Origin of the sequence: Streptomyces sp. NPDC056734, from assembly GCF_042790455.1 — a bacterium.
In the GTDB taxonomy this organism is placed as follows: domain Bacteria; phylum Actinomycetota; class Actinomycetes; order Streptomycetales; family Streptomycetaceae; genus Streptomyces.
The window spans coordinates 73,614-99,008 of the sequence record NZ_JBHTZD010000009.1; the positions used below are offsets into that span (position 1 = coordinate 73,614).

Genomic DNA, 25,395 nt, shown 5'->3' on the forward strand with positions numbered 1-25,395 from the left:
CTTCAAGCCAAGCTAATGGCGAGTTTGGACTGAGTCAACTGTAAGAAGATGCGGTTCATGATGTGGGATGGAGCGCCTCGTCCCGTTACCGGCCGCCCCGTCCCGTTACCGGCTTGTCCCGCTCGGCTGCCAAGCTGTACCCCGTGCCACCGCTCAGCGTCGCCCGCGTCCTCGTCCTCCCCTCGGTCCTCGTCGCCGTCTTCCTGCTGCTCACCTGGCAAGTGATGGCCGACGGATGGCTGATCGGGCTCGACGAGAGGATGAGCCGGGGGCTGATCCATCCGGACCGGTTCTCGGAGCTGCTCTCCGACCTGGGCAATGTGCAGGTGGCCGTGCCGGTGCTGGCGCTCGCCGCGGGCTGGGCGGCGTGGCGGGCGCGGGTGGCGGGGGCGGAGCGGTGGTGGCTCCCGACGCTGGGCGCCCTTGTCCTCATGGCCCTGGTGCCGCTGATCGTCGTACCGGTCAAGGTGTTCACCGACCGGCCGGGCACGCCTGCCGTGCCGCCGGCGACGGGCTACTTCCCGTCCGGTCACACGGCGACCGCGCTCGTCGCCTACGGGGCCGTCGCACTGCTCCTGCTGCCCTGGCTGCGCCGGGCGACCGCGCGCCGGGCGCTGGTGCTGTGCTGCGGGGTGGCGGTCGCCGGGGTGTCGTACGGGCTGGTGCGCCGGGGTTATCACTGGCCGCTGGACGTGGTGGCGAGTTGGTGCCTCGGCGCGGCGCTGTTGCTGTGCTATGTGCGGGTGCTGGACAAATGCACCCGCGCGTACCCGGGACACGGGGTTTCTGAGAGCTGAGCGGGGCCCTGGCGGGGTCGGGGGGGAGTGGCCGGGCCAGCGGTCCGGTACGGAGAGGGGACGGGCTTCCGGTGCTCCGACTCCCGGTGTCCGGGCCGTTCGGACGGAAGCCCCGAGGGGTGACACCACCTCACCCCTCCCACCCCAAGGACTCCGGAGCCTCGGACCGTGGCCCCCGGCCGGACCGGCAGCGGGGGCAGCGGCACGGCGGCCAGCGGTGGGAGACGACGGCGAGCGGACCCGGAGAGGGCCGGTAGGTGCGCCGCACGGTGGGGCCGGTCCGCACACCGTCCGGGCCGACCCGGTACGTCTCGATGGTCATACGGGAGGTGCCCGGCTCGGGCCAACTGCCGACGTTCACCGCGCCACCGCCCCGCCCCGCCCGTGACCGGGGCACCCACGGTCCCGCCCGGTCCCGGTCACGGCTTCCCCCGATGACTGGTGGGCGGCGCGTGGTGGCGGCGGATGAGGAGGAGATCGACGGCGGCTTCGGTGGTCAGCGGCTGCTCGGTGGTGTCCCAGACGCAGACCGCGCCCCGCGTCTGGGCGTCGGTGAGGGCGTCCCAGGACGGGAGAGCAAGTAAGGCGGTCGCCTCAAGGGTGGTCGTGGTATCGGCCGACATGGTTACGCCTCCACGGTCGTGGTGATCCCTTCACCCACGAGACCGTAGAGGCGCCCGGACCTCACCGAGGACCGGAATCCGGTCCCCTCGTATCTAGGCCGCGAGCAGCCCGACATTCTCCGCCAGTGCCGCCGCGCGCTGCCGCCTGGGAGCCTGCTTCGATTCCACTTCCTCCAGAATGATCCTGCGGGCATAGCCGTTGTAACGGATCGTCTCCGGAGCCGCCCGGAACGCCTTCTCCAGCGTCGCGATCGCCACATCGGGCTGCGCGTCCAGGTAGTAGCCGCGCGCCTCCTCGATCCGGTGCCGGGCCCGGCGCGGCCTCGACGGGATGGTCATCTCGTCGGCGCGTGCCGCCTGCCGGACGGACTCGCCGCCCTGATGCAGCTCCACCGCGACCGTGACGGCGTGGGCACCCATGATGGCCCGCGAGAACGAGGTGACCGGGTGGTAGTACCCGGCGGGCAGCCGCGCGGCCATGTCGTTCGCCCTGTCCCAGTGCCGCCACGCCGTACCCGTCGCGCGGCGCCGGGCCGCCGTGTACCCGAGTTCGAACTCCAGGGCGCCCGCGATGGCGAGAATGTCGTCGTCCGCGTCGGGCAGCAGCGGTTCCAGGAACCGCGCCGCGTCCATGTTGACGGCGTCGGCCGCGTCGTAGTGCCGGGGCCCGCTGTCGCGATGGGCCTGGCCGAGAAGCCAGGCGGCGACCCCGACGGCATGCGGGTCGCCGGAATCCTGTGCGGCGACCATGCCTCGCTCGGCGACGCGCCAGAGGAGAGCGCTGTCGGGCTGGTAGGCGATGAAGAACTGTGACAGCGAGTACGTCTGGGACAGAAGCGCGTGCGTACGACGGCGGTCGGCCGCGCTGTCGGCGTTCCGCGCGAGGGCCTGGGCGTCGCGCATCAGCTCCGGGAGGAGTCGGCCGATCGCTTCGCGGTGGTTCCCGGCCTCGTGGCGGGCCTTCCACGCGGCGTGGAGGCGGGCCTCCAGATGGGCGATCGGCGGGGGTTCGGTCTCCGAGGTGAGGGAGAAGTCGTCGATCGCGGCCTTGACGGCGGCGAGGCGTGGGTGGCCCGGGCCGATGAAGAGGTCGACGTTCATGTCCGGATGGCCGGTCAGCTCGGAGAGTTCGCGCACCCGCAGGGCCTCGGCGATCCGCAGCACGGTGTCGATTCCGGGGGCTTTCTGCTGCCCGTTCTCGATCTTCTTCAGCGTGTGGGGTGAGACACCGATCAGATCGGCGAGCTGCGCGCGGGTCATGCCCTTGCGCTCGCGGAGAATCTGGGCCCGCTGGCCGAACTTCAGCGGGTCTGCGTACGGCTCCGGGGTGGCATCCGATGACATCGTCTCGCCCCAATCTCTGAACGGCCAGGCACTGCCAGAGTATGGGGCGGGACGAATTTGGCGTGAGTTTTCTGTGGGCTGCGCACCCCGTACGGGGCCGCGCGCCCGCCGGGCATGACAGCGGGCAGGTGCGGTCACCACAATGCCCCCATGACGGGAATCGAGGTAGCTCCGGAGATCGTGAGGTACTACACGTCGGCCGACGAGGAGGACCGGCTGAGTACGACGGCCGACGGCAGACTGGAGATGGTACGCACCCAGGAACTGCTCCGCCGTTATCTCCCCGCGCCGCCCGCGCGGATCCTCGATGTCGGCGGCGGGCCTGGGGCCCATGCCCGCTGGCTCGTCGAGGACGGGTACAGCGTGCACCTGGTCGACCCGGTCGCCCGGCACATCGAGCAGGCCGCACGGACCGGCGCCGGCGTCGAACTCGGTGATGCCCGCCATCTCACCGCGGCGGATCACTCGTACGACGTGGTGCTTCTGCTGGGGCCGCTCTACCACCTGATCGAGCGCGCGGACCGCGCTCAGGCCCTCGCCGAGGCCCACCGCGTGCTCAAGCCCAGCGGCATCCTCGCGGCCGCGGGCATCAACCGCTACGCGTCCCTCTTCGAGCACGCCGCCTTCGCGCACCTTCACCAGGAGGCCATGCGGGAGAGCGTCGGTGGCATCCTCGCCTCGCAGATCCACGACGGGCGGAAGGCATTCACCGCGGCCTACTTCCACAGCGGCGAGCAGTTGCGCGACGAGGTGTCCGAAGCGGGCTTCGACGACGCCGAGGTGTTCGGCATCGAGGGCCCGGCCTGGTCCATGCTCGCCGCCGCCGAGCGCACCACGGGTGCCGACCTCCGCGACGGCCCGCTCTTCGAATCGGCGCTCGCCGCGGCCCGCTTGGCCGAGCCGTACCCCGAACTGCTCGCCGCCAGCTCCCACCTGCTGGCCATCGGCCGACGAACCGGCGCCTGATGGTGACTCCGGCGACCGAGGGGAGCTGACCGTGTCGGACGCGGTGCCGTTGTCGGAGACCGAGATCGAGGCCGCGCTGGCGGAGACACCCGGGTGGCGGCGGGTCGGTGACGAGATCACCCGCTCGTACGCGATCCGGTATCACGGCGGGGTCGCGATGATCGTTCACGTTGCGGATGTGGAGCGGCTGATCGGCCATCACGCGGACATCGATCTGCGGTGGGGCAAGATCCGCTTCGGAATCACCACCCATGATGCCGGGCACAAGCTGACGGCGGACGACTTCGATCTGGCCCGGCGGATCGACGCAATCGCGCAGGCCCATGGCGCGGAGCCGGTGGCCGATGTGTAGCCACGGCAGACGTGTTGGATGACTCCCGGCTTTCGCCGCGGGCCCGGCGGGAGCCGGCGGGCATCAGGTACGCAACCCGCCTCGCCGAGGCGTGAAAGGGGAACCCGTGGGTGATCAGGATCTGGCGGACGTGGCCCACTTCCTGTGGGAGGCCGGCACCTTGAAGTCGGCACGCCGGACAGGGTGGTGGATGGCGGGGGTCCGGGACCCCGAGAGCGTCGCCGAGCACGCTTGGCGGACCTCTGTCATCGCCTCGGTCATCGCGACTCTGGAGGGCGCGGACGCCGCTCGGGCCGCGCACCTGGCGGTGTGGCACGACTCCCAGGAGACGCGCACGGGCGATGTGAATCATCTGGGGAAGAAGTACGCGGCGCCGGGTGATCCCGAGGCGGTGACGGCGGACCAGACGGCCGGCATGCCGGAGGTGCTGCGCGGCGCGATCCGGGCCGTGGTCGCCGAGTACGAGGCGGGCGAGACACCCGAGGCCGTCTGCGCGCGCGACGCGGACAGGCTGGAGTGCATGGTGCAGGGGCTGGAGTACCGGGCACAGGGGTACGAGGCGGCCCAGCGGTGGGTGGACAACAGCCGGGCCCGGATCGTCACGGAGTCCGGGCGGCGCCTCGCCGATGCGTTGCTGGCCCAGGCGCCGCTGGACTGGCTGCGTGCCGCCCTGGGTGAGCGCACCTGAGCTGCGCAGGAAGAGCCCCCTACCGCCCGAAGGCGACAGGGGGACCCGCGCCCGCGTTCAGGTCAGGGGAAGTAGCTGTCGAAGGTCCGCTGGAACTCCCAGTTCGCGAAGCGGTCCCAGTTGATCGACCAGGTCATCAGGCCGCGTAGATCCGGCCAGGTGCCGTGGGTCGTGTACGAGCCGCAGTTGGTCTTCTTGGTGAGGCAGTCCAGGGTCTTGGTGACCTCGGCCGGAGCCACGTAGCCGTTGCCCGCGTTGACCGAGGCGGGCATGCCGATCGCGATCTGGTCGGGGCGCAGCGGCGGGAAGATGTTGTTCTGGTTGCCCGCCACGGGGAAGCCGGTGAGCAGCATGTCGGTCATGGCGATGTGGAAGTCCGCGCCGCCCATGGTGTGGTACTGGTTGTCGAGGCCCATGATCGGGCCGGAGTTGTAGTCCTGGACGTGCAGCAGGCTGATGTCGTCGCGCAGGGCGTGGATGACCGGCAGGTACGCGCCCGCCCTCGGGTCCTGGCCGCCCCACGGGCCGGTGCCGTAGAACTGGTAGCCGAGCTGCACGAAGAACGTCTCCGGGGCCATGGTCAGCACGAAGTCCTCGCCGTACTTGGCCTTGAGGGTCTGCACCGCGGAGATGAGGTTGACGATCACCGGGGTCGTGGGGTTCTTGAAGTCGGTGTCGTTGGTGTTGAGGGACAGGGAGTGGCCCTCGAAGTCGATGTCGAGGCCGTCGAGACCGTACTCGTCGATGATCAGGGAGACGGACTCGACGAACTTGTCCCGGGCGGCGGTGGTGGCGAGCTGCACCTGGCCGTTCTGGCCGCCGATGGAGATCAGCACCTTCTTGCCGGCCGCCTGCTTGGCCTGGATCGCTGCCTTGAACTCGGCGTCGCTCTCCACGTTCGGGCACTCCGTCACCGGGCAGCGCTCGAACCGGATGTCGCCGGAGGTGACCGAGGTCGGCTCACCGAACGCGAGATCGATGACATCCCAGCTGTCGGGGACGTCGGCGAGCCGGGTGTAGCCGGAGCCGTTGGCGAAGCTGGCGTGCAGATAGCCGACGAGGGCGTGCGGCGGGAGCTGGCCCGGGTTGCCGCCGCCCCCGGCGGTGGTGGTGGCGGTGACGACCGCCGAACGGGCCGACTCCCCCGCGTCATTGACCGCGGTGACCTGGAAGGAGTACGGGGTGGAAGGCGTGAGCCCGCTGATCGTGGCCGACGTTCCGGTGGGCGTCTGGACGCGGACGCCGTCACGGTAGACCGCGTAGCTGGTCGCGCCGGTCACCGCGGTCCAGGACAGGGCGACGCTGGACGACGTGATCGTGCCGGCCCTGAGCCCGGTCGGCACGGCGGGCGGCTGGCCGGGGTCCACCCCGGGGCCGACCAGGGTGATGTCATCGGCGTAGTAGGCGGGGGTGCCGTACCAGCCGTGGGTGTAGATCGTGACCTGCGTGGTGGTCGCGCCGGTGCGGAAGGTGGTGCTGAGCTGCTGCCAGCTCGGCGCGTTCGGCGTCCAGGCCGACACATCGGTGGTGCCGGTGCCGCTGGCGCCGAGATAGGCGTACGAGCCCTGGACCTGGCCGGTCAGGGTGTACTGGGAGTTGGGCTGCACGTTCACGCTCTGCGAGCAGCGGGCGTTGTCGCTGCCTGCCGGGGTGCCGCGCAGGGCGGAGGTGCCGGTGCGCACCGGGGTGCTGACGTTCGTCGCGTTGGTGCAGGTCCAGTTGGTGAGGCCGGACTCGAAGCCGCCGTTGCGGGCGAGGTCCACGTCGACCGCGTAGGCGGTGGACGTGAGTCCGGCGGCGGCGAGGGCCGCGGTGATGAGCAGGGCGAGCAGGCCGCGCCGGAAGAGGGGTCTGGGGCGACGGGTGTGGTGGGTGGTGCGGGGTGTGCGTTCCACGAGTGCCTCCGTACAGGGAATGGGAGGGGTGGAGCGGAGGGGTGGAGCGAAGCCAAGAGGGGGGAGGGGATGAGGAAATGACGGAACGGGGGCGCGCACACAATTTGGTCCAGACCAATTCCGTTGTCAAGACCTCGCGGGCGCACCGAACGCCGCCCGGCCCCGCCGACCCGCCGTCACCGGCACCGGCACCGGCACCGGCACCGGCACCGCGAAAGAGCCCGGTTCGAAGGAACCGGGCTCCACTTCACTGCACACTGCACCTGCTGTTGCTTCAGCTCACTTCATACCGACCGGCCCATCGGGCGCCCGTTCGACTGGCCCCCGCTCAGCCGTCCCGGTCCCGGTCGCCGTCCATGGCCAGGCCCGCCGCCGCCTCGTGCATGGCGAGTTCCAGCAGGGCCGGATCGGTGAGGGTGCCGGAGCCGTCCGGTGGGACCAGCCAGCGCACCCCGCCCAGGGACCGGCCCGGGTACGGGACGACGATCCAGGTCCCGGCGCCCACCGTGCGGATGCCCTTGCCGACCCAGCGGCCGGCGGTGCCCGGCGGCACCAGGAACCCCATCCGGGCGTCGCCGAAGTCGACCAGCACCGGGCCCGGCCGGGCCGGCATGCGGGTGACGACGTCCAGGGTCGGATACCCCAGCTCGCCCGGCAGGATCAGTACGTCCCAGGCCCGGCCCGCCGGCAGCAGGGCGACCCCCAGGGGGTTGCGCTCCCACTCCCAGCGGCAGGCGTCGGGATCGGGTGCGACGGATGCCAGCCATTCGACCGCCGTCTTGGCACCTGTCATGACAAAGACCTCCCTCTCGTCGAGACGACGCGCTCGCGTCATGAGGGAGAGGGAGGTCCCTGCCGGGCATTACGCCGGTTCTGACGAACCGTTGGAGTGAAGCGGATCACATGGACCCCGCCGGGCGGCGCTCAGCTGTCGAAGCCCAGCCCCACCCGGTCCATCGTCCGCAGCCACAGATTGCGCCGCCCGCCCTGCTCGTCCGCGCGGGCCAGCGACCACTTGGTGAGCGCGATCCCGGTCCAGGCGAACGGCTCCGGCGGGAACGGCAGCGGCTTCTTGCGGACCATCTCCAGCTCCGTGCGCTCGGTCCGCTCCCCCGCCAGCAGGTCGAGCATGACGTCGGCGCCGAACCGGGTCGCGCCCACGCCGAGGCCGGTGTAGCCCGCCGCGTAGGCCACCTTGCCCTGGTGGGCGGTGCCGAAGAACGCGGAGAAGCGCGAGCAGGTGTCGATCGCGCCGCCCCACGCGTGGCTGAAGCGGACGCCCTCCAGCTGCGGGAAGCAGGTGAAGAAGTGCCCGGCGAGCTTGGCGTAGGTCTCCGGCCGGTCGTCGTACTCGGCGCGCACCTGACCGCCGTACGGATAGACCGCGTCGTAGCCGCCCCACAGGATCCGGTTGTCGGCGGACAGCCGGAAGTAGTGGAACTGGTTGGCGGAGTCGCCGAGGCCCTGCCGGTTCTTCCAGCCGATCGCGCCGAGCTGCTCGGCGGTGAGCGGCTCGGTCATCAGGGCGTAGTCGTAGACCGGCACGGTGTAGGCGCGGACCCGCTTGACCAGGTTGGGGAAGATGTTCGTGCCGAGCGCGACCTTGCGGGCGCGGATCGAGCCGTAGGGGGTGCGTACGGCCATCCCGGCGCCGTGCGGCTTGAGGTCGAGCGCGGGGGTGTGCTCGTAGACGCGTACGCCCAGTTCGGCGCAGGCGCGCTTGAGGCCCCAGGCGAGTTTGGCCGGGTGGAGCATGGCGACGCCCCGGCGGTCCCACAGGCCCGCCCGGAAGGTCGGGGAGTCGACCTGGGCGCGGACCGCGTCGGCGTCCAGGAGTTCGAGTCCGTCGGCGAGGCCCTCGCGCTCCAGTTCCTCGTACCAGTCGCGCAGTTCCCACGCCTGGTAGGTCTCGGTGGCGACATCCAGCTCGCCCGTGCGTTCGAACTCACAGTCGATCCCGTAGCGGGCGACCGCCGCCTCGATCTCGTCGAGGTTGCGGGCGCCCAGCTCCTGGAGCTTTCGGATCTCGTCGGGCCAGCGGCTCAGCCCGTTGGCCAGCCCGTGGGTGAGGGAGGCGGCGCAGAAGCCGCCGTTGCGGCCCGAGGCGGCCCAGCCCACCTCGCGCCCCTCGACCAGGACGACCTCGCGCCCGGGGTCGCGCTCCTTGGCGATCAGCGCGGTCCACAGTCCGCTGTACCCGCCGCCGACGACCAGCAGATCGCAGGTCTTCGCGCCGGTGAGGGCGGGTTCGGGGGCCGGCCGGCCGGGGTCGTCCAGCCAGTACGGGACCGGCTGGGCCTCGGCGAGCGAGGACGTCCAGTTGCTGTCACGGCTCATGGCGCTCGGGGCCATGATTTCAACTCCCTACAGGGGCGTGCGGCAAAAGCCAGGTGCCTTTGCCTCGCGCCTTTTCCTTATGCCTTTGCCTTCTGCCTGTTTCTGCGATTGCTGATGACCATCGAGGTCATGACCAACAGTACGGCGATCAGGAACATCGCCGTGCCGATGACATTGATCTGAACGGGCGTTCCGCGCTGGGCCGAGCCCCAGACGAACATGGGGAAGGTGACGGTCGAGCCCGCGTTGAAATTGGTGATGATGAAATCATCGAAGGAGAGCGCGAAGGCGAGCAGCGCGCCCGCCGCGATACCGGGGGCCGCGATCGGCAGGGTCACCCGGATGAAGGTCTGGAAGGGACCGGCGTACAAATCCTGCGCGGCCTGTTCCAGCCTCGGGTCCATCGACATCACACGCGCCTTGACCGCCGTCACCACGAAGCTGAGGCAGAACATGATGTGGGCGATGAGAATGGTCCAGAAGCCGAGCTGGATGCCCATGTTGAGGAAGAGCGTGAGCAGCGAGGCGGCCATGACCACCTCGGGCATCGCCATCGGCAGGAAGATCAGCGAGCTGACCGCGCCGCGCGCCCGGAACCGGTAGCGCACCAGCGCGAAGGCGATCATCGCGCCGAGCAGGGTCGCGCCGAGGGTGGCCCAGAAGGCGATCTGGAGGCTGAGCGAGAGCGAGCCGCACAGGTCGGCGACCCCGCACGGGTCCTTCCAGGCGTCCAGCGAGAATTCCTGCCACTCGTAATTGAAGCGGCCCTTCGGTTTGTTGAAGGAGAAGACCGTGACGATCACATTCGGCAGCAGCAGATATCCGAGGGTGATCAGTCCCGCGATGACGACGAAGTGGCGCTTGAGCCAGTTGACGAAGGCCATTTAGACCAGCTCCTCCGTGCCGGACCGACGGATGTACAGCGTCACCATGATGAGGATCGCGAACATCAGGACGAACGACAGCGCGGCGGCCGTCGGATAATCCAGGATCCGCAGGAATTGCGTCTGGATGACATTGCCGATCATCCGGGTGTCGGTCGAGCCGAGCAGATCGGCGTTGACATAGTCGCCGGTCGCCGGGATGAAGGTGAGCAGGGTGCCGGCGATCACGCCGGGCATCGACAGCGGGAAGGTCACCTTGCGGAAGGTGGTGAAGGGCCGGGCGTACAGATCGCCCGCCGCCTCGTGCAGCCGCCCGTCGATCCGCTCAAGAGAGGTGTACAGCGGCAGGATCATGAACGGCAGGAAGTTGTACGTCAGACCGCACACCACCGCGAGCGGGGTGGCCAGCACCCGGTCCCCGGCGGTGATGCCGAGCCAGCTGGTGACGTCCAGGAGGTGCAGCGAGTTCAGCGTGCTGACCACCGGTCCGCTGTCGGCGAGGATGGTCTTCCAGGCCAGGGTGCGGATCAGGAAGCTGGTGAAGAAGGGCGCGATCACCAGGATCAGGATCACGTTCCGCCAGCGGCCCGCCTTGAAGGCGATCAGATACGCCAGCGGATAGCCCAGCAGCAGACACAGGATCGTCGCGGACCCGGCGTACAGCACCGAGCGCAGGAACTGCGGCCAGTACTCGGAGACGGCGTCCCAGTAGGTCGCGAAGTGCCAGGTGACCTGGTAGCCGTCCTCCAGGGAGCCGGTCTGCACCGAGGTGGACGCCTGATAGACCATCGGCAGGGCGAAGAAGACGACCAGCCAGAGCAGTCCGGGCAGCAGCAGGAGGTACGGCGTCCAGCGGCCCCGCTTGCGCGGCGGCTTCGCCGGGATCTCGGGCGCCGGTGGCGCGGGCGCCTCGGCGAGGGTGGTCGCCATCAGACCTCTTCCTCGACCTTCTCCACGCCCGCGTCGATGTCCTGCGTGGCATCGAGGCCGAAGGTGTGCGCCGGGTTCCAGTGCAGGACGACGGCGGTGCCGGGGACCAGCCGGGCGTCCCGGTCGACGTTCTGCGCGTAGACGGCGAGGCCGGGGCAGCCGGGGCTGTCCACCACGTACTGGGTGGAGACGCCGATGAAGCTGGCGTCGGTGATGGTGCCGGTGAGGCGGTTGCGGCCGGCCGGGATCTCGCCCGCGGCGTCGGCGTGGGTGAGGGAGATCTTCTCGGGGCGCACACCGAGCAGCACCTTGCCGCCGGGCGCGGCCGGCGCCGAACATCGGGCGCTCGGCAGGCTGAGCTTGCCGCCGCCCGCCTTGAGGACGATCTCGTCGCCGGAGCGGGTGTCGACCTCGGCCTCGATGAGGTTGGAAGTGCCGAGGAAGTTGGCGACGAACGTGGTGCCCGGGTTCTCGTAGAGGTCGGCGGGGGCGCCGAGCTGCTCGACGCGGCCCGCGTTCATCACGGCGACCGTGTCGGCCATGGTCATGGCCTCCTCCTGGTCGTGCGTGACATGCACGAAGGTGATGCCGACCTCGGTCTGGATGCGCTTCAGCTCCAGCTGCATCTGGCGGCGCAGCTTGAGGTCCAGGGCGCCCAGCGGCTCGTCCAGGAGCAGCACCTTGGGGTGGTTGATCAGCGCGCGGGCGACGGCCACGCGCTGCTGCTGGCCGCCGGAGAGCTGGTGCGGCTTCTTGCGGGCCTGCTCGCCGAGCTGGACCAGGTCGAGCATGTCCCCGACCTGCTTCTTCACGCTCTTGATGCCCCGGCGGCGCAGCCCGAAGGCGACGTTCTCGAAGATGTCGAGGTGCGGGAAGAGGGCGTAGGACTGGAAGACCGTGTTCACCGGGCGCTTGTAGGGCGGCAGGTGGGTCACGTCCTGGTCGCCGAGGCGGACGGTGCCGCCGCTCGGCTCCTCCAGGCCCGCGATCATCCTGAGGGTGGTGGTCTTGCCGCAGCCGGACGCGCCGAGCAGGGCGAAGAAGGAGCCCTGCGGGACCGTGAGATCCAGCGGGTGCACGGCGGTGAAGGAGCCGTAGGTCTTGCTGATCCCGGTGAGGCGGACGTCGCCGCTGCTGTCTGTCGTCGTCATCGTCGTCACGCCCCTGTGAGCTTCGCGAACTTCTCTTCGTAGGCCGTCTCTTCGTCCGAACTGAGCGAACGGAAGGCCCGGGATTTCGCCGCCATCTCCGCGTCGGGGATGATCAGCGGGTTGTTCGCCGCGTCCTCGTCGATCTTGGCGAGTTCGGCCTTCACCCCGTCGACCGGGCACACGAAGTTGATGTACGCGGCGACCTGGGCGGCCGGGCCCGGCTCGTAGTAGTAGTCGATGAGCCGTTCGGCGTTGGTCTTGTGGCGGGCCTTGTTGGGCACCAGCAGATTGTCCGTCGACGTCATGTATCCGCTGTCCGGGATCACGAAGTCCACGTCCGGGTTGTCGGCCTTGAGCTGTACGACGTCCCCGGCCCAGGCGACACAGGCGGCGAGGTCGCCCTTGGACAGGTCGGAGGTGTAGTCGTTGCCGGTGAAGCGGCGGATCTGGCCCTTGTCGACGGCCTTCTGGACCCGGGCGATCGCCGCGTCGAAGTCGTCGTCGGTGAACTTGCCGGGGTCCTTGCCCATGTCGAGCAGGGTGAGCCCCATGCTGTCGCGCATCTCGGAGAGGAAGCCCACCCGGCCCGCCAGCTGCGGCTTGTCCAGCAGATCGGAGATGGAGGTGACCTCCACGCCGTCCAGCGCCTTCTTGTTGAACGCGATGACCGTCGAGATGCCCTGCCAGACATAGGAGTACGCGCGCCCCGGGTCCCAGTCCGGGTTACGGAACTGGGCGGACAGGTTGCTGTACGCGTGGGGCAGATTGGACGCGTCCAGTTTCTGCACCCAGCCGAACCGGATCAGCCGGGCGGCCAGCCAGTCGGTCACACAGATCAGGTCGCGGCCGGTGTCCTGGCCGGCCGCGAGCTGCGGCTGGATCTTCCCGAAGAACTCGACGTTGTCGTTGACGTCCTCGGTGTACTTGACCGAGATCCCGGTCCGCTTCTTGAAGGCGTCGAGCGTGGGGCGCCCCGTGCCGCTCTCGTCCACGTCCATGTACTCGGTCCAGTTCGAGAAGTTGACGGTCTTCTCCTCGGCCGAATGGTCCTCGGACGACACCCCGGCGGACTTGGCCGCCGGGGGGATACCGCAACCGCTCAGCGCCGCGAGGCCGCCGAGCGCCAGCGCGCCGCCGGTGGAGGCGCGCAGCAGGGAACGGCGGCTGAGGGCGGCCCGGCCGCCCCGGAGGCTGCGCCGCATGGCGGCCACCTGGGCCGGTGAGAGGCGGTCGGGCTCGAACTGCTCCATGCGCGTATCTGCCCTTTCGGGAGGGTCGGAAGGCCGTGGTCGCGGCCGGTTCGGCTATCGGTCCCCGAAGATCGTGCGGTGCCAGTCCTTGCGGGCCACCGCGGTGTTGTCGAACATCACGTGCTTGATCTGGGTGTACTCCTCGAAGGAGTAGGCGGACATGTCCTTGCCGAAGCCGGACGCCTTGTAGCCGCCGTGCGGCATCTCGCTGATGATCGGGATGTGGTCGTTGATCCACACACAGCCCGCCTTGATCTCCCGGGTGGCGCGGTTGGCGCGGAACACATCGCGGCTCCAGGCGGAGGCGGCGAGCCCGTACGGGGTGTCGTTGGCGAGCCGGATCCCCTCCTCGTCGCCGTCGAACGGAAGGACGACGAGGACCGGCCCGAAGATCTCGGACTGGACGATCTCGCTGTCCTGGGGCGCGTCGGCGACGAGCGTGGGGCGATAGTACGCGCCGCGCTCCAGATCGCCCAGGGGAGCTTCACCGCCCGTGACGACCCGGGCGTAGCCGCGGGCCCGGTCGACGAATCCGGCCACCCGGTCGCGCTGGACGTGCGAGATCAGCGGGCCCAGGTCGGTCCCGGCGGCGAACGGGTCGCCGACCCGCACGGACGCCATCAGCTCGGCGGTGCGGGCGACGAACGCCTCGTACAGCGGGCGCTGGACATAGGCGCGGGTGGCGGCCGTGCAGTCCTGGCCGGTGTTGATCAGCGAGCCCGCGACGGCGCCGTTGGCGGCGGCCTCCAGGTCGGCGTCGTCGAACACCAGGAAGGGCGCCTTGCCGCCCAGCTCCAGGTGGATCCGCTTGACGGTGGCGGTGGCGACCTCGGCGACCCGCTTGCCGACCGCGGTGGAGCCGGTGAAGGAGGTCATGGCGACGTCCGGGTGGCCGACCAGGTGCTCACCGGCCTCCTTGCCGGTGCCGGTGACAATGTTGATCACGCCGTCCGGGATCCCGGCGGCGGTCGCGGCCTGCGCGAACAGCAGCGAGGTCAGCGGGGTCAGCTCGGCGGGCTTCAGCACGATGGTGTTGCCGGCGGCGATGGCCGGGAGGATCTTCCAGGCGGCCATCTGGAGCGGGTAGTTCCAGGGCGCGATGGACCCGACCACCCCGATCGGCTCACGGCGCACGTACGAGGTGTGATCGCCGGAGTACTCACCGGCCGACTGGCCCTGGAGGTGCCGGGCGGCGCCCGCGAAGAACGCGGCGTTGTCGATGGTGCCCGGTACGTCGAACTCGCGGGTCAGCTTCAGCGGCTTGCCGCACTGGAGGGACTCCGCGCGGGCGATGTCGTCGGCGCGGTCGGCGAGGACGGCGGCGAAGCGGTGCAGCGCGTCCGAGCGCTCGCCCGGGGTCGCCCCCGCCCAGCCGGGGAAGGCGGCCCTGGCCGCGGCGACGGCCGCGTCCACGTCGTCGGGACCGGCCAGGTCGTAGCGGTAGACCTCCTCCCCGGTGGCGGGGTCGACGACCGCGAAGGAGCGGCCGGACGTGCCCTTCGCGAGGCGGCCCGCGATGTACTGGGCACCCTCCGCGAAGCGCTCCTGGGCGGGGAATCGGTCCGGGGTGGTCTTGCCCGGGTTGTGCATGTCGCTCTCCTCCGCCTTCGCCCCGCTTCGCTGCGAGGCGGGTGGCGTAGCTCCAGCTCGATTTGAGTGCCGATCCTGACAGAGTGACGTAAGGCCAACAAGTGATTCCGTTGTTGCCTTTTGGTTACGCAACGGAATCTGTCGACCAGGTGTCGAGTGCGCCAGGAAAAGGAAGGACGGACTGTCAGTGGTGCCTGCCAGACTCGCGTGTATGGCACGGATCACAGACACCCCCGACTCGCCGACCTCGCTGGACGCCCTGGTCAGGGCGGTCCGGGCGGGGTCCCGCGTCCGGTATCTGACCTTCTGGGGGCATCGCCCGCTGCCGTCGGGGCGGCTCGGCGCGAGCTGTCTCAGCCAGTGGTGGCCGTCACCCTTCGAGGTGGGATCGGTGCGGTACGCGACGGCCGAGCACTGGATGATGGCCGCCAAGGCCCGGCTGTTCGGTGACGCGGAGGCGGAGCGGCGGGTGCTGGCGGCCGGGCATCCGGCCGAGGCGAAGAAGGCGGGGCGGCTGGTGCGCGGCTTCGACGAGACGGTGTGGCAGCGCGAGCGGCTGCGGATCGTGACCGAGGGCAGCGTCCATAAATTCGCCGCGGACCCGGCGCTGGGGGCGTTTCTGCTGTCCACGGGGGACCGCGTGCTGGTGGAGGCCAGTCCGGTGGACCGGGTGTGGGGCATCGGACTCGCCGCCGACGATCCGGCCGCGGCGGATCCCGAGCGCTGGCGGGGGCTGAATCTGCTGGGGTTCGCGCTGATGGCGGCGCGGGGGCGGCTGGCGGCGGGCGCGTGAGCGGACGCGCCCGCCGGTTCGGACCGCGCTCATGAAGCGCACGTGATCGCTCGGACCACGCTGGCTCGGACCGGGCTGGCCCGGACGAGGCTCGCCCGGACCACGCTCGCTCAGACCAGGCTCGCTCCCCGACCGGGCTCGCTCCCCGACCAGGCTCGCTCAGACCACGCTCATGAAGCTCGCGAAGACCAGGAAGCCCAGCACCGGCAGCACCACGGTGGCCACGATGCCGCAGACCAGACCGGCGGTCGCGGCGCCCTTGTTGGTGGCCTCGCCCCGGTTCGCCTTGCCGCGCCCGATGGCGCCGAAGATGATCGCGAGGATGCCGAGGATGACCCCCAGGAACCACATGAAGAAGGTCAGGCTGCACACCGCGCCGATGATGCCGAGCACCAGACCGGTGGTGCCCATGCCGTTGCTCGGCTGCATCGGCATCACATAGCCGGGTGCCTGCGGGTAGGCGCCCGGGTAGGCCACGGGCGGGGCGGGCGGATAGGCCGGGTTGGGGTAGCCGTACCCCGGGGTGCCCTGCGGGTGTCCGTAGCCGCCGGGCGGCTGCTGCGGAGGCTCTGGCGGTCCGAACCCACCGGGATTGGCACCGGACATGGAGTTGTCTCCCCTCGTTGACCGACAAGGCATCGTAGTGGCCTCGCCGACCGGCCGGGAGACGGATGGCGGTCACCGCCGCCCGGGGGGACTCAGGCGGCCCGTGTGACATCCAGCGGCGCGCTGTGGGCGCCGTAGTACGGGTCGTCGTAGTACGGGTCCTCTTCGATCTCGTTGAAGGCGGCGGTGAAGCCGATCACCATGAGGACGACCGTCGCGATGCCCAGGATCAGACCGATGATGCCGGTGATCAGACCGGCCTGCGCCTGACCGTGGTTGGCGGCGAGGCCCTGCTCGGCGCGCTTCTTGCCCTTGATGCCGAAGACGATGGCGAGGACGCCGAGGACGATCGAGACCACGCCGTACAGACAGAACAGACAGCAGGCCAGGATGCCGAGCACCATCGCGGCGGTGCCCATGCCGTTCTGCGGTGCCATCGGGGCGCCGGTCCAGCCGTAGCCCTGCGGGTAGCCGGGGTAGCCGTAGCCGCCGGGCTGCGGGCCGCCGGGCGCGGTGGGCGGGGGCGGTACGGCGCCGGTGGTGTCGTACGGGGAGTGGCCCGCGGTGTCGTACGGCGAGGGACCGCCCGTGCCGTACGGCGTGGGGCCGCCGGTGTCATAGGGGGTGTGGCCGCCGGTGTCGAACGGCGTGGGGCCGCCGGGTGGCGGGTAGCCGGTGGACGGCATCGAGGTGACGGTCGCCTGGTCGTGCACGGAGGGCGGGCCGGACGGACCGGACGGCGGCGGGCCGGGGGTGGCGGGGCCGCTCGCGGGGCCGCCGGAGGGGCCGTCCGGGGCGGCGGGCGGCCTGCTCTCGGGCGGTGCCCAGGGGTCGTAACCGCCCCCGTTCGTCCCATCCGGCTTTATCGGGTCCGTCATGTCGTGCCCCCCTGGTCGATCGTCCCGCCATGCTACGGCCTTGATCCGACGGCGCCGCCGCCGGTCCCGGGACGTGATGGCTCCGCCGGGAACGACGGCACGAAGGGGCCGGACGGTTCCGTCCTACGATGTCCCTGCAACCTGATCAGCCGATCGCCCGCGCCGCGCCCCGCCAGGGCGTCCGGCGCCCTTTCCGGGGAGGTCCCCTTGACCGAGCAGCGCTCCGCGCAGCAGTCCGCGCATCACTCCGTGCAGCAGTCCGTTTCCGGCGCCCGTGACGGGCGCGACCCGCACGCCTTCATCGCGGGACTGCCCAAGGCCGAACTGCATGTGCACCACGTCGGCTCCGCCTCCCCGCGGATCGTGTCCGAACTGGCCGCCCGTCACCCCGACTCCACGGTCCCCACCGACCTCGAAGCGCTGGCCGACTACTTCAGCTTCACGGACTTCGCGCACTTCATCGAGGTGTATCTGTCGGTCGTGGATCTGATCCGCACGCCGGAGGACGTCCGGCTGCTGACCTTCGAGGTGGCCCGGGAGCTGGCCCGGCAGCAGGTGCGGTACGCGGAGCTGACCGTGACGCCGTACTCGTCCACGCGGCGCGGGATCGACGAGCGGGCGTTCATGGACGCCATCGAGGACGCCCGCAAGGCGGCCGAGGCGGAGTTCGGGACGGTGCTGCGCTGGTGCTTCGACATTCCCGGCGAGGCCGGTCTGGAGGCCGCCGAGGAAACGGTCCGGCTGGCCACGGACGACCGGCTGCGCCCCGAGGGCCTGGTGTCCTTCGGGCTCGGCGGCCCGGAGATCGGCGTGCCGCGCCCGCAGTTCAAGCCGTACTTCGACCGTGCCATCGCCGCCGGGCTGCGCTCGGTGCCGCACGCGGGCGAGACGACCGGCCCGCAGACGGTGTGGGACGCGCTGACGTATCTGCGGGCCGAGCGCATCGGCCACGGCACCAGTTCCGCGCGGGACGAGAAGCTGCTGGCGCATCTCGCCGAGCACCGGATCCCGCTGGAGGTGTGCCCGACCTCCAACATCGCCACGCGCGCGGTGACCACGCTGGACGAGCATCCCATCAAGGAGTTCGTCCGCGCCGGGGTCCTGGTCACCATCAACTCGGACGACCCGCCGATGTTCGGCACCGACCTGGACAACGAGTACGCGATCGCCGCGCGTCTGCTGGACCTGGACGAGCGCGGTATCGCCGGCCTGGCGAAGAACGCGGTCGAGGCGTCGTTCCTGGACCGGGCGGGCAAGGAGCGGATCACGGCCGAGATCGACACGTACACGACGATGTGGCTCGCGCCCTGAGCTGAGCGCCCCCGAGCGGTACGGCGGGGCCGCCACAATGGGGCCATGGAGAACGTGACCGCCGTGGCCCACCGCGGAGACCCCTACCGCTTCCGCGAGAACACCCTCGACTCGCTGCGTTCCGCGCTCACCCGGGGTGCGGACGCCGTGGAGATCGACGTACGCCTGACCCGCGACGGCGTGCCCGTCGTGCTCCACGACGCGACGCTCAAACGGCTGTGGGAGCACGACCGGCCGCTGTCGGCGCTGTCGGCGGACGAGGTGCGGGAGCTGACCGGGGGCGGGGTGCCGACACTGGCCGAGGCGCTGACGGCGACCGGTGAGGCCCGGCTGATGCTGGACCTGCCCGGGCTGCCGGACGTCCGCGCGGCCCGCCGGATCGTGGACGTGATCCGCGAGCGCGGTGCCGGGGAGCGGGTGTACTACACGGCGGACGCCCAGGCGATGCTGGCGGTGCGCGGGGCCGACCCGGCGGCGGAGATCGCGCTGACCCGGTCGACCCTGGCACCGCCGAGGGCGGCCCTGCTGGCCGCGATCAGGCCGCGCTGGCTCAACTTCCGCTTCACCCTGCTGGACCGGGACCTGGTGTCCGCCGTCCACCGGGACGGCCTCCTGGTCTCCTGCTGGACCCCTGACACCGGCCGCTCGATGCGCAGGCTGATCGACATGGGGGTGGACTCGATCACCACGAACCGGGTGGATGTCCTGTGCCGGGTGCGCTCGGCTCCCTAGGGGAACATCCCCATCCCTAGGGGAGCATCCCCACAACCCCCTTGAATATCGGGTCAGTTGATCAGGGACACCTCAGGGCCGGGTGCCCTACTCGCCGACGATCCCGGGGTGTCCCCCGCGGCCACAGGATGAGCCGTTCCCCTCGAACGACTCGTCAGGAGCCGCAGATGCCCCGTCGTAGGTCCGTCCTCGCCGTCACCGCCGCGACCCTCGCCCTCGCCGTGGCGGCGGGCCCCGCCGCCGGTCCGGCGTTCGCGGGGGCCGCCCGGCCGGTCCCGGTGTGTGCCGTCGCGCCGAGCGGGCCGGATGTCGCGGCGCTCACCGCCGCCCTCGCCACGCTGCCGGACGCGTCCGCGACCGCCGCCACCGTGCGGGTGGGCGGCACCTGTGCCTGGACCGGGACGAGCGGGGTGCGGGACGTCGGGACCCAGGCCCCGGCGCTGGAGAACGGGCGCTTCCGGGCGGGCTCGGTGACCAAGATGGTGACGGCGGCGATCACGCTGCAGCTCGTCGCCGAGGGCCGGATCGGTCTCGACGGCACGGTCCAGCAGTATCTGCCGGGGCTGCTGTCCGACGACTTCGAGCCGATCACCGTACGGCAGTTGCTGAACTACACCAGCGGGCTCCAGCCGGGTGCCGCGCAGCCCGGCGACTCGGTGGAGGCGAGCTATCCGCACCGGTTCGAGACGGTGACCCCGCAGGAGGTGGTCGCCTCCTCGGTCGCGGCCGGGCCCGGCTCCGCGCCCGGCGAGACACAGCAGTACAGCAACATCCACTACACCGTGCTCGGGCTGCTGATCGAGCAGGTGACCGGCGACACGTACGCCCATCAGGCCCAGGTCCGGGTCCTCACGCCGCTCGGCATGCGGCACAGCTCCTTCCCCTCCGGGGCGGACCCCACGATCCAGGGGCCGCACAATCTGGGCTACGACTGGATCGACGGGACGCTGACCGATGTCACCGAGTGGAACATGGCGGACCGCTGGGCCGCCGGGGATCTGATCTCCACCGCCGCCGATCTGGAGCGGCTGCTCAAGGGGGTGTTCGGCGGGAAGGCCGTACCGCCCGCGCTGCTCCCCGAGATGTTCACCGTGCCGGACCTCGCCGGGGCGAGCTACGGCATGGGCGTTCAGCGGTTGACGCTCGACGGGGTGGAGTTCTGGGGCAAGTCGGGTTCCCGGCCCGGGTACGTGACGGCCGTCGCCGCTACCGCGGACCTGCGGCGGACGGTCGTCATCGCGGTCAACTCCACCGACGCCAAGGGCGACGGCCAGCAGACCGAGACCCTGCGCTTCGCCGTCCCGGCACTCAGGCCGTGACCGCCGGCGGGTGAGCCGGGGCGGGCGGGGCGGCTGGTGACTCCAGGCGCTCGACCTTCCGGCGGGTGGCGTACGGGGCGCTTCGGTTGGGCGGCTCTGCGCTCGTGGGGGCAGGGTGTGCGGCGGGGGAGGCGGACTGGGTGAGGCCGGGGTGGACGGGGTGAACGCGCGCCCACGGTCCCAACCTGTGGCTGGCCGGGGGGGCGAACGCCCTGACGCCCCCGGCCTGCGACGGACGGGTCGAACGCGCCACCGCGCCGGGCCGATGACGGACGGGCCGAACGGGCCACCGCGCCGGGCCTGTGGCCGACGGGGTGAACGCGCCGAGCCCCCGGCCAGTGGCGGACCTGCGGGGGAATGCCCCGACGCCCCCGGCCCGCGACGGACAGACCGAACGCCCCGACACTCCGGACCACTGGCCGACAGGGCGAACGCACCGACACCCCAAGCCGGTGACGGACCGGAGAGCGAACGCCCCGACGCCCTCCGGCCCACGACGGATGGGGAAAACACCCGACGCCCCGGGCCTGTCGGCACCGGAGCGTCGGACTGCGGGGGGGGGCGCGGGGGCGCGAGGGCGTCCCCGGGGTCAGCCGGTGGGGCGGAACCCCCGTAGCCGCAGGGAGTTGCCCACCACGAAGACCGACGAGAAGGCCATGGCCGCTCCGGCGATCATCGGGTTGAGGAGGCCCGCCGCGGCGAGCGGGAGGGCCGCCACGTTGTAGGCGAAGGCCCAGAACAGGTTCGTGCGGATGGTGCCCAGGGTCTTGCGGGCGAGGCGGATGGCGTCGGCGGCGGCGCGCAGGTCGCCGCGGACCAGGGTGAGGTCGCTCGCCTCGATCGCGGCGTCCGTGCCGGTGCCCATGGCCAGGCCCAGGTCGGCCTGGGCCAGCGCGGCGGCGTCGTTGACACCGTCGCCGACCATCGCCACCGAGCGGCCCTCGGCCTGGAGCCGCTTGACCACGTCCACCTTGTCCTCCGGCATCACCTCGGCGATCACCTCGTCGATGCCGACCTCGGCCGCGACGGACTCGGCGACGGCCTTGTTGTCGCCGGTCAGCAGCACCGGGCGCAGGCCCAGCGCGCGGAGCCGGGTGATGGCCTCGGCGCTGGTGTCCTTCACCGCGTCGGCGACCTCCAGGACGGCCCGTGCCTCGCCGTCCCAGGCGACCGCGACGGCGGTCCGGCCGGCGGTCTCGGCCTGCTGCTTGGCCAGCTTCAGCTCGGCGGGCAGCTCCATCGCCCACTCGGCGAGCAGCTTCTCCCGGCCGACCAGGACCGCGTGGCCGTCCACCACGCCCTGGACGCCCAGTCCGGGGATGTTGGCGAAGTCCTCCGGCACCGGGAGGGTGCCGGTGCGCTCGGCGGCGCCGGTGGCGATGGCCTGGGCGATGGGGTGCTCGGAGGCGTGCTCCAGGGCGCCCGCGAGGCGCAGGACGTCCTTCTCGTCGGTGCCCTCGGCGGTGCGGACGGCCAGCAGGGTCATCTTGCCGGTGGTGACCGTGCCGGTCTTGTCCAGCACGACGGTGTCGACCTTGCGGGTCGTCTCCAGCACCTCGGGGCCCTTGATCAGGATGCCGAGCTGGGCGCCGCGCCCGGTGCCGACCATCAGCGCGGTCGGCGTGGCCAGGCCCAGCGCGCAGGGGCAGGCGATGATCAGTACGGCGACGGCGGCGGTGAAGGCCGCGGCCGCCCCGGCGCCATTGCCGATCCAGAAGCCGAGGGTGGCCAGGGACAGGGCGATCACGATCGGTACGAACACCGCCGAGATCCGGTCGGCGAGGCGCTGGGCGGCGGCCTTGCCGTTCTGGGCGTCCTCCACCAGCCTGGCCATCCGGGCGAGCTGGGTGTCTGCGCCGATCCGGGTGGCCTCGACCACCAGGCGCCCGCCCGCGTTGACGGTCGCGCCGGTCACCCCGTCGCCGGGGGCGACCTCGACCGGCACGGACTCACCGGTCAGCATGGAGGCGTCCACGGCGGAGGTGCCCTCGACGACCGTGCCGTCGGTGGCGATCTTCTCGCCGGGGCGGACCAGGAAGCGGTCGCCGACCGCCAGCTCGGAGACCGGGATGAGCGTCTCGTGGCCGTCGCGCAGGACGGTCACGTCCTTGGCGCCCAGTTCCATCAGGGCGCGCAGCGCGGCGCCCGCCTTGCGCTTGGAGCGGGCCTCGAAGTAGCGCCCGGCCAGGATGAAGGCGGTGACTCCGGCCGCCGTCTCCAGATAGATGTTCCCGGCGCCGCCGCCGCGCTCGATGGTCAGCTCGAAGGGGTGGGTCATGCCGGGCATGCCCGCGGTGCCGAAGAACAGCGCCCACAGGGACCAGATCAGGGCCGCCGACGTGCCGACCGAGATCAGGGTGTCCATGGTGGCGGCGCCGTGCCGGGCGTTGGTCCAGGCCGCCTTGTGGAAGGGCCAGGCGGCGTAGACGACCACGGGCGCGGCCAGGGTCAGGGACAGCCACTGCCAGTACTCGAACTGCAACGCCGGGATCATGGCCATGGCGATCACCGGGACCGAGAGGACCACGGCGGTGATCAGCCGCTGGCGCAGCGGCAGCAGCTCGTCCGGCGCCTCGGCGGCCCCCTCCCCCGGCCCGCCGTCCTGCCGGGGCGGCGCGGGCTCACGGGCGGTGTAACCGGTGGCCTCCACGGTGGCGATCAGGTCGGCGACGGCGATCTCGCCGTCATAGCTGACCTTGGCCTTCTCGGTGGCATAGTTGACGGTCGCGGTGACGCCGTCCATGCGGTTGAGCTTCTTCTCGATGCGTGCAGCGCAGGAGGCGCACGTCATCCCGCCAATCGCGAGTTCGACCTCGGTGGCGCCGGGTGCTGTGGTGGTACTCACGGCGACTTCACTCCTCATCGCTCCTCCTGGGCCGCTTCCTCTTCACTTTATACCCCCTAGGGGTATAAGCTCTACCCATGTATACCCCCCACGGGTATCAAAGGCAAGGAATGCACAGAACCGCCCGACCGCACGGAACCACCCGTTCCATGTTCGGCATCGACCTCAGGAGCCCGAGATGAACGCCCTCCAGAAGATCGGCACCTTCGGCGCGGCCGTCGCCGTCTGCTTCGCCGCCGCCTATGGGGTCGGCACCGCGGTCTCTCCGATCAACGCCGACCCGGAGCCGGCCGCGCACCAGGAAGGCCACCCCACCGAGGCCACCGGCAATACGCAGGACGCCGCAACCGACACCACCCCGGGCGGTCTCCAGATCTCCCAGGACGGCTACACCCTCGACCTGGCCACCCGGCAGGTGGCGGCCGGTGACCCCACCGAGCTGCGGCTGACCATCCGCGACGCGAACGGCCGCCCGGTGACCGATTTCGCCCGTGAGCACGAGAAGGAACTGCATCTGATCGTCGCCTCGCGCGATCTGACGACGTTCCGCCATCTCCACCCGGTCCGCGCGGCCGACGGCACCTGGAGCACGCCCGCCACGCTCCCCGAGCCCGGCGGCTACCGCGTCTTCGCCGACTTCCGCCCGGCCGCCGAGGAGGAGGGCCTCACCCTGGGCGCGGACCTGGCCGTCTCGGGCGCGTACGAGCCCGCCGCACTGCCCCCGGCCGGTGCCACCGCGACGGTCGACGGCTACGAGGTGAAGCTGACCGGCACCCTGGCGGCGGGCGCCCAGAGCGAGCTGACCTTCACCGTCACCCGCGACGGCGAGCCGGTCACCGACCTGGAGCCCTACCTCGGCGCCTACGGCCATCTGGTCGCCCTGCGCTCCGGCGACCTGGCGTATCTGCACGTCCACCCGCACGACGAGGCGAGCGGCGACGCCCTGTCCGGCAGCCCGGACGTCACCTTCACGGCCGCCGCGCCCAGCACCGGCGACTACCGTCTGTTCCTCGACTTCAAGGCGGAAGGCAAGGTCCACACGGCGGCGTTCACGGTCAGCGCCGGGGAAGGCCCGGCGGGCGAGCCGTCGGGCGACACGGGCAACACGGGTGACACGGGCAACACGGGCGAGGAGGCTCCGCACGGCCACTGATCCACCGCGATACGGTCACCGGTCCACCGCGACGGTCAGCCATCCACCGCGATACGGTCACCGATCCACCACGGCTGTCACCGGTCCACCGCGACGGCCGGCGGGCCCGGCACACGCGCCGCCCGTCGGCCCCCGCGACCGCCTGCCGGGCCGAACCGGCGGCGCGCGGAGCCTCCGTATCAACTACCGCATCAACTACCGCCGAGGCGAGTCACGGGGGACCGCCCGCCTCAGCCGGCCGCGTCCTCGCCGCGGAACACGTCCGGATGCTGGGCCAGTTCCACCCGGGTCCGGCGGATGTGCAGTTCCAGGATCCGTTCCGCCGAGCGGCCGTCGCCGTCGCGCAGGGCCTCGATGAGCAGACGGTGCTCGGCGTTGATGATCCAGCCGTGCCGGCCCAGCGTCAGCCGGGTGAAGGCCCGCCGGTAGTGCTGGGTGGTGTCCCACAGCCGGGCCACGACCCCCGCGAGTTCGTCCGCCCGGTGGTGACGGTACGTCGCCCAGTGCAGCCGCCGGTCCAGCACCAGGAACTCCTCCACGTCCCGGGTCTCCTCGATCCGGTCCTGGATCCCGGTCAGTTCGGCGATGTCCGCGCCGGTGAGCCGGGGGGCGGACTCGGCGAGCAGCAGCGGTTCGAGGCGCTCGCGCATCTTGTAGCTCAGCTCGCACTCGCGCATGTCCATCTGGGTGACCCAGGCGCCCTGGTTGGCGCGCAGGGTGACCAGCCCCTTGGACTGGAGGATGCGCAGCGCCTCGCGCACCGGCAGCCGGCTGGTGTTCAGCTCGTCCGCGAGGTCGTCCTGGATGATGCGCGTCCCGGGGGCCAGCCGGCCCGCCAGGATGCGCTCGCGCAGCTGATCGGCGATCCGCTGACTGGCCACTCCGGCCCGCAGCACGCCGGTGCCGCCCTTGTCGCCCTTGTCGCCCTTGCCGTCGGACACTGGCTCACTC

22 protein-coding genes and 1 pseudogene are annotated in these 25,395 nt (G+C 71.2%); 9 read left to right on the forward strand and 14 right to left on the reverse strand.

Features of this window, described 5'->3' with window-relative positions; genetic code table 11:
• The first annotated feature begins 143 nt into the window (after positions 1-143).
• Positions 144-797, forward strand: a complete 654-nt coding sequence (locus ACFRFC_RS15590; protein WP_382690012.1) for a phosphatase PAP2 family protein — start codon at positions 144-146, stop codon at positions 795-797.
• A 419-nt stretch (positions 798-1,216) separates the two neighbouring features.
• Here the strand turns inward: ACFRFC_RS15590 and ACFRFC_RS15595 are convergent, their stop codons facing one another.
• Together ACFRFC_RS15595 and ACFRFC_RS15600 are read right to left on the reverse strand one after the other, a co-directional pair.
• Complete coding sequence (locus ACFRFC_RS15595) at positions 1,217-1,420, reverse strand: hypothetical protein (RefSeq protein ID WP_382690010.1); 204 nt, start codon at positions 1,418-1,420, stop codon at positions 1,217-1,219.
• Positions 1,421-1,513: 93 nt separating this feature from the next.
• A complete protein-coding gene (locus ACFRFC_RS15600; protein ID WP_382690008.1) occupies positions 1,514-2,764 on the reverse strand; it encodes a helix-turn-helix transcriptional regulator in 1,251 nt (416 codons plus the stop codon).
• A gap of 150 nt (positions 2,765-2,914) precedes the next feature.
• Between ACFRFC_RS15600 and ACFRFC_RS15605 the strand changes: the two genes are divergently transcribed.
• The 3 genes from ACFRFC_RS15605 (at position 2,915) to ACFRFC_RS15615 (ending at position 4,770) form a co-directional block, all read left to right on the forward strand.
• Positions 2,915-3,730 carry a class I SAM-dependent methyltransferase gene (locus ACFRFC_RS15605; RefSeq protein ID WP_382690006.1) on the forward strand — a complete coding sequence of 272 codons (816 nt, stop codon included), beginning with the start codon at positions 2,915-2,917 and terminating at the stop codon, positions 3,728-3,730.
• Between the two features lie 31 nt (positions 3,731-3,761).
• Positions 3,762-4,082 (forward strand): 4a-hydroxytetrahydrobiopterin dehydratase, encoded by a 321-nt coding sequence (locus ACFRFC_RS15610; RefSeq protein ID WP_382690004.1) that lies wholly within the window; start codon positions 3,762-3,764, stop codon positions 4,080-4,082.
• Positions 4,083-4,188: 106 nt separating this feature from the next.
• Positions 4,189-4,770: an HD family hydrolase gene (locus ACFRFC_RS15615; protein WP_382690002.1), complete on the forward strand. Its 582-nt coding sequence runs from the start codon at positions 4,189-4,191 to the stop codon at positions 4,768-4,770.
• Between the two features lie 62 nt (positions 4,771-4,832).
• Here ACFRFC_RS15615 and ACFRFC_RS15620 read toward each other — a convergent pair whose 3' ends face one another.
• The 8 genes from ACFRFC_RS15620 to ACFRFC_RS15655 all read right to left on the reverse strand — a co-directional run bounded on the left by ACFRFC_RS15620 (position 4,833) and on the right by ACFRFC_RS15655 (position 14,807).
• A complete protein-coding gene (locus tag ACFRFC_RS15620) occupies positions 4,833-6,665 on the reverse strand; it encodes a chitinase (RefSeq protein WP_382690000.1) in 1,833 nt (610 codons plus the stop codon).
• 328 nt (positions 6,666-6,993) lie between these two features.
• The gene (locus ACFRFC_RS15625; protein ID WP_382689998.1) at positions 6,994-7,458 is read right to left on the reverse strand and encodes a hypothetical protein; all 465 of its coding nucleotides are present in this window, start codon (positions 7,456-7,458) and stop codon (positions 6,994-6,996) included.
• Positions 7,459-7,589: 131 nt separating this feature from the next.
• Positions 7,590-9,017, reverse strand: a complete 1,428-nt coding sequence (locus ACFRFC_RS15630; protein ID WP_382689996.1) for an NAD(P)/FAD-dependent oxidoreductase — start codon at positions 9,015-9,017, stop codon at positions 7,590-7,592.
• Between the two features lie 62 nt (positions 9,018-9,079).
• Entirely contained in the window at positions 9,080-9,886 is an 807-nt protein-coding gene (locus ACFRFC_RS15635; RefSeq protein ID WP_382689994.1) for an ABC transporter permease, read from the reverse strand.
• A complete protein-coding gene (locus tag ACFRFC_RS15640; protein WP_382689992.1) occupies positions 9,887-10,816 on the reverse strand; it encodes an ABC transporter permease in 930 nt (309 codons plus the stop codon).
• The gene (locus ACFRFC_RS15645; protein ID WP_382689990.1) at positions 10,816-11,976 is read right to left on the reverse strand and encodes an ABC transporter ATP-binding protein; all 1,161 of its coding nucleotides are present in this window, start codon (positions 11,974-11,976) and stop codon (positions 10,816-10,818) included. The genes ACFRFC_RS15640 and ACFRFC_RS15645 overlap by 1 nt, the downstream gene beginning before the upstream one ends.
• Positions 11,973-13,217, reverse strand: coding sequence for a PotD/PotF family extracellular solute-binding protein (locus ACFRFC_RS15650; protein ID WP_382689988.1), 1,245 nt, complete (start codon positions 13,215-13,217; stop codon positions 11,973-11,975). Before ACFRFC_RS15650 ends, ACFRFC_RS15645 begins: the two co-directional genes overlap by 4 nt.
• 54 nt (positions 13,218-13,271) lie before the next feature.
• Positions 13,272-14,807, reverse strand: coding sequence for a gamma-aminobutyraldehyde dehydrogenase (locus ACFRFC_RS15655; RefSeq protein ID WP_382689986.1), 1,536 nt, complete (start codon positions 14,805-14,807; stop codon positions 13,272-13,274).
• A gap of 211 nt (positions 14,808-15,018) precedes the next feature.
• Between ACFRFC_RS15655 and ACFRFC_RS15660 the strand changes: the two genes are divergently transcribed.
• Positions 15,019-15,600, forward strand: coding sequence for an NADAR family protein (locus ACFRFC_RS15660; protein WP_382689984.1), 582 nt, complete (start codon positions 15,019-15,021; stop codon positions 15,598-15,600).
• A 159-nt stretch (positions 15,601-15,759) separates the two neighbouring features.
• Here the strand turns inward: ACFRFC_RS15660 and ACFRFC_RS15665 are convergent, their stop codons facing one another.
• Positions 15,760-16,206 carry a DUF4190 domain-containing protein gene (locus ACFRFC_RS15665; protein WP_382689982.1) on the reverse strand — a complete coding sequence of 149 codons (447 nt, stop codon included), beginning with the start codon at positions 16,204-16,206 and terminating at the stop codon, positions 15,760-15,762.
• A gap of 92 nt (positions 16,207-16,298) precedes the next feature.
• Positions 16,299-17,084, reverse strand: a complete 786-nt coding sequence (locus ACFRFC_RS15670) for a DUF4190 domain-containing protein (protein WP_382689980.1) — start codon at positions 17,082-17,084, stop codon at positions 16,299-16,301.
• A gap of 76 nt (positions 17,085-17,160) precedes the next feature.
• Here ACFRFC_RS15670 and ACFRFC_RS15675 point away from each other — a divergent pair.
• The 3 genes and pseudogenes from ACFRFC_RS15675 to ACFRFC_RS15685 all read left to right on the forward strand — a co-directional run bounded on the left by ACFRFC_RS15675 (position 17,161) and on the right by ACFRFC_RS15685 (position 20,446).
• A pseudogene (locus ACFRFC_RS15675) lies at positions 17,161-18,395 on the forward strand (adenosine deaminase).
• Between the two features lie 45 nt (positions 18,396-18,440).
• The gene (locus ACFRFC_RS15680; protein ID WP_382689978.1) at positions 18,441-19,127 is read left to right on the forward strand and encodes a glycerophosphodiester phosphodiesterase; all 687 of its coding nucleotides are present in this window, start codon (positions 18,441-18,443) and stop codon (positions 19,125-19,127) included.
• A 167-nt stretch (positions 19,128-19,294) separates the two neighbouring features.
• A complete protein-coding gene (locus tag ACFRFC_RS15685) occupies positions 19,295-20,446 on the forward strand; it encodes a serine hydrolase domain-containing protein (protein ID WP_382689976.1) in 1,152 nt (383 codons plus the stop codon).
• 589 nt (positions 20,447-21,035) lie between these two features.
• Here the strand turns inward: ACFRFC_RS15685 and ACFRFC_RS15690 are convergent.
• Positions 21,036-23,309 (reverse strand): heavy metal translocating P-type ATPase, encoded by a 2,274-nt coding sequence (locus ACFRFC_RS15690; RefSeq protein ID WP_382689974.1) that lies wholly within the window; start codon positions 23,307-23,309, stop codon positions 21,036-21,038.
• Positions 23,310-23,469: 160 nt separating this feature from the next.
• Between ACFRFC_RS15690 and ACFRFC_RS15695 the strand changes: the two genes are divergently transcribed.
• Positions 23,470-24,444, forward strand: a complete 975-nt coding sequence (locus ACFRFC_RS15695; protein WP_382689972.1) for a hypothetical protein — start codon at positions 23,470-23,472, stop codon at positions 24,442-24,444.
• A gap of 230 nt (positions 24,445-24,674) precedes the next feature.
• Here ACFRFC_RS15695 and ACFRFC_RS15700 read toward each other — a convergent pair whose 3' ends face one another.
• Complete coding sequence (locus ACFRFC_RS15700; RefSeq protein ID WP_382689970.1) at positions 24,675-25,385, reverse strand: GntR family transcriptional regulator; 711 nt, start codon at positions 25,383-25,385, stop codon at positions 24,675-24,677.
• Positions 25,386-25,395 lie beyond the last annotated feature (10 nt).